This window comes from Aeromonas rivuli, from assembly GCF_000820045.1.
Taxonomy (GTDB): Bacteria; Pseudomonadota; Gammaproteobacteria; order Enterobacterales; family Aeromonadaceae; genus Aeromonas; species Aeromonas rivuli.
This window is the reverse complement of sequence record NZ_CDBJ01000044.1, coordinates 1-12,105: the sequence shown is the minus strand read 5'-3', so window position 1 is coordinate 12,105 and position 12,105 is coordinate 1. Positions and strand designations below refer to the sequence as shown.

General features: G+C 58.7%; 13 protein-coding genes. 9 read left to right on the top strand and 4 right to left on the bottom strand.

Going from position 1 to position 12,105, the window contains the following annotated elements:
- Window positions 1–158: 158 nt before the first annotated feature.
- The 7 genes from BN1130_RS10655 to BN1130_RS10625 all read left to right on the top strand — a co-directional run bounded on the left by BN1130_RS10655 (window position 159) and on the right by BN1130_RS10625 (window position 7,363).
- A complete protein-coding gene (locus BN1130_RS10655; RefSeq protein ID WP_042041982.1) occupies window positions 159–1,088 on the top strand; it encodes an ROK family protein in 930 nt (309 codons plus the stop codon).
- Between the two features lie 51 nt (window positions 1,089–1,139).
- Entirely contained in the window at window positions 1,140–2,150 is a 1,011-nt protein-coding gene (gene epd / locus BN1130_RS10650) for an erythrose-4-phosphate dehydrogenase (RefSeq protein ID WP_042041980.1), read from the top strand.
- Window positions 2,151–2,212: 62 nt separating this feature from the next.
- Complete coding sequence (locus tag BN1130_RS10645; protein WP_042041978.1) at window positions 2,213–3,376, top strand: phosphoglycerate kinase; 1,164 nt, start codon at window positions 2,213–2,215, stop codon at window positions 3,374–3,376.
- Between the two features lie 114 nt (window positions 3,377–3,490).
- Window positions 3,491–4,570 (top strand): class II fructose-bisphosphate aldolase, encoded by a 1,080-nt coding sequence (gene fbaA / locus BN1130_RS10640; RefSeq protein WP_042041977.1) that lies wholly within the window; start codon window positions 3,491–3,493, stop codon window positions 4,568–4,570.
- Between the two features lie 170 nt (window positions 4,571–4,740).
- Window positions 4,741–6,033, top strand: coding sequence for an NAD(P)/FAD-dependent oxidoreductase (locus BN1130_RS10635; RefSeq protein WP_042041976.1), 1,293 nt, complete (start codon window positions 4,741–4,743; stop codon window positions 6,031–6,033).
- 277 nt (window positions 6,034–6,310) lie between these two features.
- Entirely contained in the window at window positions 6,311–6,973 is a 663-nt protein-coding gene (locus tag BN1130_RS10630) for a TenA family protein (protein WP_198135260.1), read from the top strand.
- A 12-nt stretch (window positions 6,974–6,985) separates the two neighbouring features.
- A complete protein-coding gene (locus BN1130_RS10625) occupies window positions 6,986–7,363 on the top strand; it encodes a hypothetical protein (RefSeq protein WP_042041974.1) in 378 nt (125 codons plus the stop codon).
- 44 nt (window positions 7,364–7,407) lie between these two features.
- On the opposite strand, the gene BN1130_RS10620 is transcribed toward BN1130_RS10625, so the two are convergent.
- The 3 genes from BN1130_RS10620 to cutA form a co-directional block, all read right to left on the bottom strand.
- Window positions 7,408–7,818: a hypothetical protein gene (locus tag BN1130_RS10620; protein ID WP_042041973.1), complete on the bottom strand. Its 411-nt coding sequence runs from the start codon at window positions 7,816–7,818 to the stop codon at window positions 7,408–7,410.
- A 264-nt stretch (window positions 7,819–8,082) separates the two neighbouring features.
- Complete coding sequence (locus BN1130_RS10615; RefSeq protein ID WP_042041971.1) at window positions 8,083–9,852, bottom strand: protein-disulfide reductase DsbD; 1,770 nt, start codon at window positions 9,850–9,852, stop codon at window positions 8,083–8,085.
- A complete protein-coding gene (gene cutA / locus BN1130_RS10610; RefSeq protein ID WP_042041970.1) occupies window positions 9,849–10,166 on the bottom strand; it encodes a divalent-cation tolerance protein CutA in 318 nt (105 codons plus the stop codon). Before cutA ends, BN1130_RS10615 begins: the two co-directional genes overlap by 4 nt.
- Window positions 10,167–10,367: 201 nt before the next feature.
- Here cutA and BN1130_RS10605 point away from each other — a divergent pair, with 201 nt between their 5' ends.
- The gene (locus BN1130_RS10605; RefSeq protein WP_042041969.1) at window positions 10,368–10,709 is read left to right on the top strand and encodes a hypothetical protein; all 342 of its coding nucleotides are present in this window, start codon (window positions 10,368–10,370) and stop codon (window positions 10,707–10,709) included.
- A 155-nt stretch (window positions 10,710–10,864) separates the two neighbouring features.
- Here the strand turns inward: BN1130_RS10605 and BN1130_RS10600 are convergent, their stop codons facing one another.
- Window positions 10,865–11,296, bottom strand: coding sequence for a PACE efflux transporter (locus BN1130_RS10600; RefSeq protein WP_042041998.1), 432 nt, complete (start codon window positions 11,294–11,296; stop codon window positions 10,865–10,867).
- Between the two features lie 155 nt (window positions 11,297–11,451).
- Here BN1130_RS10600 and BN1130_RS10595 point away from each other — a divergent pair.
- A partial coding sequence (locus BN1130_RS10595; protein ID WP_042041968.1) for a LysR family transcriptional regulator occupies window positions 11,452–12,105 on the top strand: 654 nt, incomplete at its 3' end.

Genomic DNA, 12,105 nt, shown 5'->3' with positions numbered 1-12,105 from the left:
CGGGTCGGCGCCGTTTTGGCCCTTGTACAGTTTTGGATACTGCGCGCCGGCCCCGGCTCGGGTTACACTGCGCCATCTGTGGCGGTGGCCACACACAAGATGAGCGACAGCGTGCGAGGCCGCGTATCGGCCGTCTCGCTCGCCATGCAGGAGGCAGAATGAGCAAGAAGTCGTGGGATTGGGGTATCGATCTGGGCGGTACCAAGTGCGAGTGCGTGGTGCTCGATGGCGACGAGGTGCTGCTGCGCCATCGCATTCCCACCGAGCGCCGTGGCGGTTACGAGCACATGATTGGCCAGATAGCCAAGCTGGTGGACGAGTGTGCCGCCAAGCTCGGTCAGCGCCCGGCCGTCATCGGCATGGGCACCCCAGGCGCCCGGGACCCCCAGACCGGGCTGATGAAGAACTGCAACACCACCGAGCTCAACGGCAAGCCGTTCAAGGAAGATCTCGAGCGCAGGCTCGGCATTCCGGTGCTCATCGCCAACGACGCCAACTGCTTCGCCCTGGCGGAAACCCACCTGGGGGCGGTGCGCCAGCACCATCCCGATGCCAGGGTTGTATTTGGCATCATCATGGGTACCGGGGTGGGCTCCGGTATCGTCATCAACGGCCAGATCCTCAATGGCCACCACGGCATCGCCGGGGAGTGGGGCCACAATGTGCTCTCCCCCGATGGCCCCGAATGCTACTGCGGCAAGCGTGGCTGCGTCGAAACGCTCATCAGCGGCCCGGCGCTGGAGGCCTGGTATGAAGCCAAAGCCAAGCGCCATCTCCCGCTGGCCCAGATTGCGGCGGCCACGGCCCATGACCATGTGGCCAAACTCACCATCGACCGTCTGCACCTGCTGTTTGGCCAGGCCCTGGCCAACGTGGTCAATATTCTGGATCCGGATGTCATCGTCATCGGCGGCGGGGTGGGCAATGTGCAGAGTCTCTATAGCGTCCCGGCCCAGACAATTTTGCCCTTTCTCTTTAATCCCCGCTTCAGGGCCCCCATTATTGCTCCAGCCCTGGGTGACAGTGCTGGGGTCTTCGGCGCGGCACTCCTGGCTCGTGGCACCTTCCGGGAGGCGCAACTCTCATGATGCTTCCCTCTTCATCCTCTCTTTAGTCGCAGGTAAGGACACGTAATTTCCATGATCAAGATTGCCATCAATGGTTACGGGCGCATCGGTCGCAACGTGTTGCGGGCCCTCTACGAGAGCGGCCGGGACAAGAGCATCAAGATAGTCGCCATCAACGAGCTGGCGGCGCCCGAGGCCATGGTGCACCTGACCCGCTTCGATACCAGCCATGGTCGTTTCGCACACCCGGTGCAACTGGCAGGTAGCAGCATGCAGGTAGGGCAGGATCTCATCGCCCTGTTCGCCGAGCGGGATCCCGCCAATTTGCCATGGCGGGCGCTGGGGGTGGATGTGGTGCTAGACTGTACCGGCGTATTTGGCTCCCGGGCGGATGCGCAGCGCCATCTGGGGGCAGGGGCGGGCAAGGTGCTCTTCTCCCATCCGGCGGACGCGGATGTGGATGCGACAATCGTTTTCGGGGTAAACCATCAGACATTGACCGGGCGGGAGCGGATCGTCTCCAATGCCTCCTGTACCACCAACTGCGTGGTGCCCGTCATCGAAACATTGCATCGAGAATTCGAGATAAATTGTGGTACTATTACGACAATTCATTCGGCCATGCACGACCAGCAAGTCATCGATGCCTACCACAGTGACTTGCGCAGAACCCGGGCCGCCAGCCAGTCCATCATTCCGGTGGATACCAAGCTGGCAAAGGGGTTGGAGCGTATCCTTCCTCACTTCGCCGGCAAGTTCGAGGCGATAGCGGTACGGGTGCCGACCATTAATGTAACGGCCATGGATCTCAGTATTACTGTTCGTAAAAAAGTGACAGTTACTGACGTAAATCAAGCCCTGCAGCGGGCATCCAGAGGTACATTAAGCGGTATTCTGGATTACACGGAGGAACCCTTGGTCTCCGTAGATTTCAATCATGATGCACACTCCTGCATCATCGATGGTACCCAGACACGGGTCAGCGATGCCAACCTCGTCAAGATGTTGATGTGGTGCGATAACGAATGGGGCTTCGCCAACCGCATGCTGGATACCACCCGGGCCATGATGGCCGCAGGCTGAGAGCCTGCACCGGGCGCAAGGTTACTGTTTTTAACATTACCTGAAAATATAGAGGACTGAATATGTCTGTTATCAAGATGACTGACCTGGATCTGGCGGGTAAACGCGTATTGATCCGTGCTGACCTGAACGTGCCGGTAAAAGATGGCAAGGTCACTTCCGATGCACGGATCAAAGCGACGCTGCCGACCATCAAGCTGGCTCTGGAAAAGGGCGCCAAGCTGATGATCACCTCCCACCTGGGTCGTCCGACCGAGGGTGAATACAACGAAGAATTCTCCCTGGCCCCGGTCGTTGACTATCTGAAAGACGCACTCTCCTGCAAAGTGACCCTGGCGAAAGATTACCTGGATGGCGTAGACGTTGCCGCCGGTGAGCTGGTTGTGCTGGAAAACTGCCGCTTCAACAAAGGCGAGAAGAAGAACACCGAAGAGCTGGCCAAAAAATACGCCGCCCTGTGTGACGTCTTTGTAATGGATGCATTCGGTACTGCTCACCGTGCCGAAGGTTCTACCTACGGTGTGGCTCAATTTGCTCCGGTAGCCTGTGCAGGTCCGCTGCTGGCAGGTGAACTGGAAGCCCTGGGCAAGGCCATGCTCAAGCCCGAGCGCCCCATGGTTGCCATCGTGGGCGGCTCCAAGGTCTCCACCAAGCTGACCGTGCTGGAATCTCTCTCCAAGATCGCTGACCAGCTGGTGGTCGGTGGTGGCATCGCCAACACCTTCATCGCCGCTGCCGGTCACAACGTCGGCAAGTCCCTGTGCGAGCACGACCTGCTGGACACCGCCAAGAAACTGGCCGCCGAGACCAACATTCCGGTCACCACAGATGTGGTCGTGGGCACCGAGTTCTCCGAATCCACCCCGGCTACCATCAAGTCCGTTAGCGATGTGACCGACGGCGACATGATCTTCGACATCGGCCCTGACTCCGCCAAGGCCCTGGCCGACATCATCATGAATGCCAAAACCATTCTGTGGAACGGCCCGGTCGGTGTGTTCGAGTTCGACCAGTTCTCTGAAGGCACCAAGGTGATCGCCGAAGCCATCGCTGCTTCCCCGGCCTTCTCCATCGCTGGCGGTGGTGACACCCTGGCCGCCATCGACAAGTTCGGCATCGCCGACAAAGTCTCCTACATCTCCACCGGCGGCGGCGCCTTCCTGGAGTTTGTAGAGGGCAAGGTACTGCCGGCAGTGGCCATGCTGGAACAGCGCGCCAAAGCCTAATTGACCCGAGACGGGGGGCAAAAGCCTCCCGTTTCGTTTATCATGTGGCCGCTGCGGCGGTTCGTGATAAACCCCCACTTTTTATTAACGGCATACGAGAACAGGACGATTAACATGTCTAAGAAAATTTTCGACTTCGTAAAACCCGGCGTGATCACTGGTGATGACGTTCAGAAAGTGTTCGCTATCGCTAAAGAGAACGGCTTCGCTCTGCCGGCTGTTAACTGTGTCGGTACCGACTCCGTCAACGCCGTACTGGAAGCTGCCGCCAAGGTGAAGGCTCCGGTCATCGTTCAGTTCTCCAACGGCGGTGCCGTGTTCACCGCCGGCAAGGGCCTGAAGCTGGAAGGCCAGCAAGTTGCCGTTCTGGGTGCCATCTCCGGTGCCAAGCATGTGCACGCTGTTGCCGAAGCTTACGGCGTGCCGGTTATCCTGCACACCGACCACGCTGCCAAGAAGCTGCTGCCCTGGATCGACGGCCTGCTGGACGCCGGTGAGAAGCACTTCGCCGAGACCGGCAAGCCGCTGTTCTCCTCCCACATGCTGGACTTGTCCGAAGAGCCGCTGGAAGAGAACATCGACATCTGCTGCGAGTACCTGACTCGCATGGCCAAGATGAACATGACCCTGGAGCTGGAACTGGGCTGCACCGGCGGTGAAGAAGATGGCGTGGACAACAGCCACCTGGATCAATCTTCCCTGTACACCCAGCCGGAAGACGTGGCTTACGCCTACGAGCGTCTGTCCAAGATCAGCCCCCGTTTCACCATCGCTGCCTCCTTCGGCAACGTACACGGTGTTTACAAGCCGGGTAACGTCAAGCTGACCCCGTCCATCCTGGACGCTTCCCAGAAATTCGTTTCCGAGAAGTTTGGTCTGCCTGCCAAGTCCCTGGACTTCGTATTCCACGGTGGTTCAGGTTCTACCCTGGAAGAGATCCGCGAATCCATCTCCTACGGTGTGGTCAAGATGAACATCGACACCGACACCCAGTGGGCTACCTGGGAAGGTGTGTTGGACTTCTACAAGGCGAACGAAGCCTACCTGCAAGCCCAGCTGGGCAACCCGGAAGGTGCTGACAAGCCGAACAAGAAGTTCTACGATCCGCGCGTCTGGGTACGTGCCGGTCAGACTTCCATGATCGCTCGTCTGGAGAAAGCTTTCTCCGACCTGAACGCCATCGACGTACTGTAATTCTCGGTACTCGATTGCTGACCAAGGCGCCCCCAGGGGCGCCTTTTGCATTTCTGTGACTCGCCAAGGGTTTTCCGGTGGTGGATAGGCTGGATTGCCGACCCCCCTGTGGGTATTCTCTGTTAACGGTTGTTTATTTTAGTAAACATACATGGGCAGGATGCTGACTTATGAGTACAGGGAATCAGGAACACGCGGCCTCATACTATGCGGCGACACGCAATGACCTTTCGAGCTGGCCCGAGCTATCCGGTGAGCTGGAGGCGGATGTCTGCATCATAGGCGGCGGCTTCACCGGCCTTAACACCGCCATCAATCTGGCGGAGGCGGGCTACAAGGTCGTCTTGCTCGAGGCCAACCGCATCGGCTGGGGAGCGTCGGGTCGCAACGGCGGCCAGCTGATCCGCGGCATAGGCCACGACACCAGTCAGTTCACCCGTCATATCGGTGAGCAGGGGGTGCGCGACCTGGATCTGATGGGGCTGGAGGCGGTGCAGCTAGTGCGCGAACGCATAGAACGCTTCAACATCGACTGCGATCTGCAGTGGGGTTACTGCGATCTGGCCACCAAGACGCGCCATCTGCGTGACTTTGAGGAGGAGGCCGAGCATCTGGCCAGCCTCGGCTACCGGTATGAAGTAAGGCTGGTGCCGCGGGAGGAGATGCATACCGTGGTGGGATCGGATCGCTATATCGGTGGCATGATCGACATGGGATCGGGGCACCTGCATCCCCTCAATCTGGCCCTCGGCGAGGCGCGCGCCGCCGCCAGCCTGGGCGTCGCCCTGTTCGAGCACTCCCGGGTGACCCACATCGACTATGGCAGCACAGTGAGCGTCACCACTGCCCATGGTCGATGCCGCGCCAAATACCTGGTGCTGGGCTGCAACGCCTATCTCAATGATCTGGATGCCGAGATCGGGGGGCGGGTGCTGCCCGCCGGTTCTTACATATTGGCGACCCAGGTGTTGGAGAGGCGGTTGCGCCAACGCTTGCTGCCGCAGAACATGGCGGTCTGCGATCAGAATGTGGCCCTCGATTACTACCGGCTATCGGCGGATGGGCGCCTGCTGTTTGGGGGGGCCTGCAACTACTCGGGAAAAGATCCCAAAGATATCAAGGCCTTCATGTTGCCCAAACTGCTACGGGTCTTTCCCGAGCTGGCGGGCACCGCCATCGAGTTTCAGTGGGGGGGGATGATAGGCATAGGTGCCAACCGCTTGCCGCAGATTGGCCGGCTATCGGCCCATGACAATGTCTTCTATGCCCAGGCTTATTCGGGGCATGGCCTCAATGCGACCCACATGGCCGCCAAGCTGGTAGCCGAGGCGATTGCCGGGCAGAGTCGAGGGTTCGATCTGTTCAGCAGCGTCCCCCACATGAGCTTCCCAGGCGGCCCTGCCCTGCGTTCTCCCTTGCTGGCGCTCGGGATGTTGTGGCACCGCATGAAAGATCTGCTGTGATCCTTTCCTGATCATATTGGGGGAGCCTGGTTCCCCCAGACATAAATCCATTAGATATCAACTTCCTGCCGCTTGCCTTCCGATAAAGCCTGGTGAGTTACGAACGAAACCGTATCTGTCGGCTATAGTGAGCATCTGCTCGCCTTAAGGTGGATTCGTTTGGTGCGGCAGAATAGCAAGAGCATCAAGGCCATCAAGGGCCTGAGATGCTCAAGGAGATTACGGGATATAAGGAAATAATATGTTTAGTCCAAGACGACTCAGGTTTGATAATCTCATGCTGGATCAACATGGTCTGTCCAGCGCACCTCCCCCCACTGATTCGCTGTTCTGGCGATTGTGGCAGCCCTGCATTCCCATAGCCGAAAAAACGCTGAACACGCCCTTCATGTCAGGTATAAAGTCGGCCAGCCTGGATCCTGTTACTTATGGCGGGTTTAATGTGAGCGATGCCTATTATTGCTTCAATGGCGCCCAAAGTTATCTGGCTGCCGAGAGCCGTACCAGTGATGAGGTGTTGAAATTTTTCCTGCTGGAGAAATATAAAAGATACCAAGCCTATAATGAGTCGTTCCCGACCATCTGGCATATTCGTGATGCCAATGGGGTAGTCCCGACGACGGCCTGTCGTGACTATGCCCAGTTTGAATCGGATACCGCCTCCCATGCCGATCCTATCTACACCCTCATCATGATGATCCCCTGTGAATATCTCTGGTATTGGCTCGCCAATCAGTTGATGCCTCCTTCCCCTGGCAACCTGTATGCGCCCTGGATCACAGGTAACAACAGCGCGTCTGGTGCTTATGCCATGGGGAATTTTCTGGATCAATATCAGAAAGAGCATCCGGGAGCCATAGATGAGGACAAGGCAATGAGCATCTATAGCACCGCTATGAATTTCGAGTGGAAAAACTTTTTATCAGCGACTCAACCTTAAGGGAGAACTATCATGGCGAATAAAACATTTAATATTGACTCATTCCCAGCCGGTTATTATATGTCCTGGTTTGTCACCACTCAGGCCGCCTTTTTAATAAAGGCGAAATTATATGATGGTAATAAAGTTTATTTCGATAAGCAGAAGCAGAGTGTGGATATTAATCCTCCGCTGGCTCAGGGAGCTGATTTCGTCCAGGGAGGGCAAGTCAAACTGTCGATAGATATAGCTCAGTCAGTCAAATTGAGTAGCAGCATCAACACTTATAACATCACGACCAATGACGGCACTGTCATCGGTTATGGCTATAACATCTCCATCGAAGATCAAGATGATGATGACTATAACGATGTCGCCATCTCTCTGGTTGCGTGGAAAAACAAGGGATAGATAAATAGCGGGGAAGGTTTTCATGACCTTCCCCATCAACATTATCAGGCGGGTTCTGCCAGGCGCCAGCCTTGTTCCGTCTTGAGCATCCATACCTGGGTCTGTTGCGCCACGACCTGGCCCGCCTCAAAGTTGCCGTATTTACGCTCCAGCTCCATCAGCGCCATTTCCTGTTGATAGGGACCAACCCTGTCGTAGACCAGATCCTCGTCCTGCAATACTTGCAGTTGATCCAGCCCCTGCTTGAAATGAAGCTGATAACTGACCCTGATCAGATAAACCCCATCCTGGGTCTCACTCTGGTCCAGCACCTGAAAGTCACTCATGTCAAACAGCTTGGCATCGCTACCGGTCAGCAGCTGGGCCCTGACCTGGCGCTCTATCTCGTCGACCCCGGGTCCCGAGCTGCAGGCAAACAGCCAGAGGGCTAACAGGGGGATGAACCACTTTTTCATCAAAACTCCGGACGACCGAGACGGGAAAGGGCAAATTTTGCCACGGTGCCGGGCATATACAAGGGATGACCAGAAAAATCAGGGGTTAGCGGCCAGATCCCACCCTGGGTGGCGACAAATCCCTCTGATCCTCAGCCGGGCTTCAACGACAACGGGGATGCTTTTCCTCTGGCAGCGTGTGAGCACGCTAGTGTGAAAAGGGCTTGCCCCGCCTAGGAATCGCTTTCTCCCCTTGGCGAAGGCGTGGCTTCTACCGGGCGGATATCAACGCAGCTTGTCGAGCCGGCCGAGAAACTCGCTGGGACCCATAAAGCCGGTTACCCGTTGGCCACTTAACTCATTGCCTTCGGGGTCGAAGAAGATCAGGGTCGGCAGCCCCAGCACCTTCAGCTCATTGAGCAGGGTGACGTCGTCGTCATCATTGGCGGTGACATCAGCCTGCAGCAATACCATCTGATCGAAACGCGCACGCACGGCGGGATCGCTGAACGTCTTGTGCTCGAACTCCTTGCAGGCCACACACCAGTCGGCGTAGAGATCCAGCATGACTGGTGTGCCACGGGCGGCGGCCAGCTGCTGTTGCAGGTCCTGCACCGTCTTGATCCGCACAAACTGAGGCGCCTTGGCCTCGGCCTCTGCGATGGGGGCCGGGAGCAGCGTCTCCTTGACCATGAACACGCTGGTTATCATGGCCAGCAGTATGAGAAAACCGCGCAGGCTCTTGCCGATGCCGTGGGGGGAGCCCTGATTGTGGTGATAGAGATAGCCACACAGGGCCAGTCCCCAGCCAAGCCAGACCAGGGTGGTGACCTGCTCGCTCCACAGCCGTGACAGTAACAGCACGGGCACCGCCAGCAGCGCAAAACCAAAGAGTTGCTTGATGAGATCCATCCAGGCGCCCGCCCTGGGCAGCAGCTTGCCCCCCGAAGTGCCGAGCAGTATCAGTGGCAGACCCATTCCCAGGGAGAGCGCATAGAGCGCCGCGCCGCCGAGCCAGAGATCGCCACTCTGGGCCACATAGATGAGCGCACCCGAGAGCGGTGCCGTGGTGCAGGGGGAGCAGACCAGACCGGAGATCATCCCCATGATGGCGACCCCGGGCACTGAGCCGCCCTGCTGGCGGTTGGAGAGGCCACTCAATCGGGTTTGCAGGCTGCTGGGCAGTTGCAGGCTATAGAGGCCGAACATGGAGAGCGCCAGCAGCACGAACATGACGGAGAGTCCGATCAGCACAAAGGGGTGCTGCAGCGCGGCCTGGAATTTCAACCCCGCAGAGGCCACCACCAGGCCGAGCAGGGTGTAGGTGACCGCCATGCCCTGCACATAAACCAGAGAGAGCAGGAAGGCGCGTCGGGTCGACAGGCGCTCTCCTGCCCCGGCGATGATGCCGGTCAGAATGGGGTACATGGGGAAGACGCAGGGGGTGAAGGCGAGCCCCAGCCCGAGCACGAAGAAGGCGGCGATGCTGAGCCAGAACCCCTGACTGCCCAGCGCCGCGGCCAGTCTGTCTTGCTGGCTGGCGGCGCCATCAACGTTTGGCGGGCTCTCGCCGGGATCCGCCGCAGCGGCGTGGGCCGCCAGGGGTGTCAGCGTGATGACCTTGTCCGTGGGCGGGTAGCAGAGGCCCTCGGTACAACCCTGATAGCTGATGTGCAGGCGGCCCTGCTCGTCGACCTGGGTCAGCCGCAGCGGTATCTCTACTTGCTGGTAGTAGACCTCTGTTTTACCGAAAAAATCATCCTCATGGTCACGGCCAGGGGGCAGTGCGGGACTATCGAAGCTGGCATGCTCTCCCTTGAAGGTGAAGCGGTGGCGGTAGAGGTAGTAACCCTCGGCGATCTGCAGACGTACCGTCAGCCGTTCACCATCTTGCACGGTGTCGAGCACGAAGGCCTGATCGACCTTGAGGAAGTGGGGGGTCTGCTGACCCAGGCCCAGAGAATCGAGCAGATCATTGCTGGCCTGAGCTTGAGAGAGGGGAGCAATCAGGCTGAAAATCAGCAGCAAGTAACGCAGCAAGATAGTGCCCATCATGAGGTTTCCGCTGCGAGCCAGGCGAGATAAGGCCCATGGCCAGCGCTGATGGGCAGCATCAGCAGTTCGGGGATCTCATAGGGATGCAGGGTCAGGATCGCCTGCTCTATCTCGGCAAAGAGGGGGGCTCGGGACTTGATGATGAGCTGGATCTCGCTTGCCCGCTCTATCTTGCCCTGCCAGCGGTAGACGGAGCTCACCGGTGCCAACTGATTGATACAGGCCGCGAGGCGGCGCTCGAGCAGTTGTTCGCTGATGAGGTCGGCGCTCGCCTGACTCGGGCAGGTACAGAGCAGCAGCATGGCATCTGTCATGGAACAAGGGTCTCCGGAGATGGGGTCGACAAGGGGTCAACGACCCCGCTTCTGGGGGTTACTATACCCAGAAGCGGCCCAAATAGCACAGCACGGCATCCCGCTCGTGAGAGGGGAAAATAAGAGTGTTTGGCGGGATAGACGCTCCTGAGCGGACAGGGCAAAATGAGCTGGCCTGTTCCCCTAGACGTAAGGAAATGTATGACCCAACAGAATGAGCAGCAGAGAACTCGCATGTTGAGCCTGCTGCGCGACGGCGAGCGTCGGATGTTGACCCAGTTGTCGGGCCTGCTGCGCAGTTGTGCAGACGAGATCAATGCCGAACTGGACAAGGAGGAACTGCTGGAGACCCTGGAGCAACCCATCACGGTCGAATACCTGAGCGGTGTGGTCCAGCATCATCTGTTCGAGCGGCTGCACAAGGGGGACATGGCGGCGGCCCAGCGCATGTTGAGTCAATATCAGCAAGATATCGAAGCCATGCTCAGGAAAGAGCAGACGGTCGAAGAGCAAGAGGCGCCCCTGGTCAACGCGCCGGCCTGAGCCGTCCCCGGGTTGCAATGGGGGCGGTCCTGTCACCGCACCCCGGCGCTATCCATCACTCACTCTGCGTGACCCCTGGCACTGATTTGCCTGTGGGCGGAGAATGAGTAAAAAGGTCCACCTCAGGGTGGACCTTTTGCATGGCGATGACAGGCTCAGGCGTGTTGCGTGACCTGAGTCGGGATGGGGAAGACCTTGTCATAGAGCAGGTTGTAGACGAAGGCATAGACCAGGTAGAAGACCACGAAGCCAAGATCCAGCACCAGGGCCTCCAGCAGGCTGATCTCCAGCCACCAGGCCATGGCGGGCAGGGCCACGATCAGCAGACCCCCCTCGAAGCCGATGGCATGCCCCACCCGCTGCCAGAGCGTCTTGTGGGTATGACCCTGCCGCTGTTGCAGCAAGCGATCAAATCCCAGGTTATAGACATAGTTCCAGACGGTGGCCAGCACAGAGAAGAACAGGGCCAGTGGTCCCATGTGGCTCAAGGCTACCCCGGTCACCCAGCTGGCGAGGGGGGCGGCGATCAGCAGGCCAATCAATTCAAAGCCGATGGCGTGGCGCAGACGATCACGGGAGTTACGCATGTCTATCTCTCTCTTCAAACAGGTTTCATGGAAAGCATGGAGGTCAATCTATCGCTTAATTGCCGGGTATTCACGTTGGTATCTATCTCTTTAATAGATACATATGGCCTATACTGCCGCTCATCAAGCCCTCTCCCATGACAAGGCATTCGCTCATGAATCTCTCCCTGGAGCAGCTCAGGACCCTGTTGGCCGCCGCCGACAGTGGCTCCTTTTCGGCCGCGGCCCGCCAGCTTGGCAAGGCACAATCGGTGGTGAGCAGCGCCATCGCCAATCTGGAGGCCGATCTTGATCTCGGCTTGTTCGATCGCAGTGGTCGCTATCCGCAGCTGACCCCGGCGGGGGAGCGCATCGTGGCCCAGGCCAGGGCGGTGCTCGCCAGCAGCGAGCAGTTGCAAGCCGTGGCCCTTGAGCTGCATGGGGGGGTGGAGTCGCGGCTGACCCTGGCCATCGATGATGACTCCCAGCTCTCCTGGGTGGCCGAGGTGCTGAGCCGCTTTGCCGAGCGCTTCCCCGCCATCGAGCTGGAGCTGCTGTTTCCCATGCTCGAGGATCTCACTCACCTGCTGCGGGAGGGGCGGGCCCAGCTTGGCATCAGCTACGAGCGCCTGCAGCTGAGTCCTGAGCTGGAATTTCATGCCCTGGGGCGGCTCGCTATGCCCATAGTGGCGGCCCCCACTCACCCTCTGGCGACCTTGGCCAAGGTGGGGCTCGATCATCTCAGGCTGGAGGGCCAGTTGATGGTGACGGGTCAGCGGGGGGGCGGGGAGCGGGAGCGCTTTCGCTTCTCGCCGAATGTCTGGTGGGTG

What these genes read in the sequence shown, in the direction of transcription:
- BN1130_RS10605 (WP_042041969.1), top strand. Translation starts at nt 10,368, where the DNA reads ATGACCCAACAGAATGAGCAGCAGAGAACTCGCATGTTGAGCCTGCTG.
- BN1130_RS10615 (WP_042041971.1), bottom strand. Translation starts at nt 9,852, where the DNA reads ATGATGGGCACTATCTTGCTGCGTTACTTGCTGCTGATTTTCAGCCTG.
- BN1130_RS10625 (WP_042041974.1), top strand. Translation starts at nt 6,986, where the DNA reads ATGGCGAATAAAACATTTAATATTGACTCATTCCCAGCCGGTTATTAT.
- fbaA (WP_042041977.1), top strand. Translation starts at nt 3,491, where the DNA reads ATGTCTAAGAAAATTTTCGACTTCGTAAAACCCGGCGTGATCACTGGT.
- BN1130_RS10620 (WP_042041973.1), bottom strand. Translation starts at nt 7,818, where the DNA reads ATGAAAAAGTGGTTCATCCCCCTGTTAGCCCTCTGGCTGTTTGCCTGC.
- cutA (WP_042041970.1), bottom strand. Translation starts at nt 10,166, where the DNA reads ATGACAGATGCCATGCTGCTGCTCTGTACCTGCCCGAGTCAGGCGAGC.
- BN1130_RS10600 (WP_042041998.1), bottom strand. Translation starts at nt 11,296, where the DNA reads ATGCGTAACTCCCGTGATCGTCTGCGCCACGCCATCGGCTTTGAATTG.
- BN1130_RS10655 (WP_042041982.1), top strand. Translation starts at nt 159, where the DNA reads ATGAGCAAGAAGTCGTGGGATTGGGGTATCGATCTGGGCGGTACCAAG.
- BN1130_RS10635 (WP_042041976.1), top strand. Translation starts at nt 4,741, where the DNA reads ATGAGTACAGGGAATCAGGAACACGCGGCCTCATACTATGCGGCGACA.
- BN1130_RS10630 (WP_198135260.1), top strand. Translation starts at nt 6,311, where the DNA reads ATGCTGGATCAACATGGTCTGTCCAGCGCACCTCCCCCCACTGATTCG.
- epd (WP_042041980.1), top strand. Translation starts at nt 1,140, where the DNA reads ATGATCAAGATTGCCATCAATGGTTACGGGCGCATCGGTCGCAACGTG.
- BN1130_RS10645 (WP_042041978.1), top strand. Translation starts at nt 2,213, where the DNA reads ATGTCTGTTATCAAGATGACTGACCTGGATCTGGCGGGTAAACGCGTA.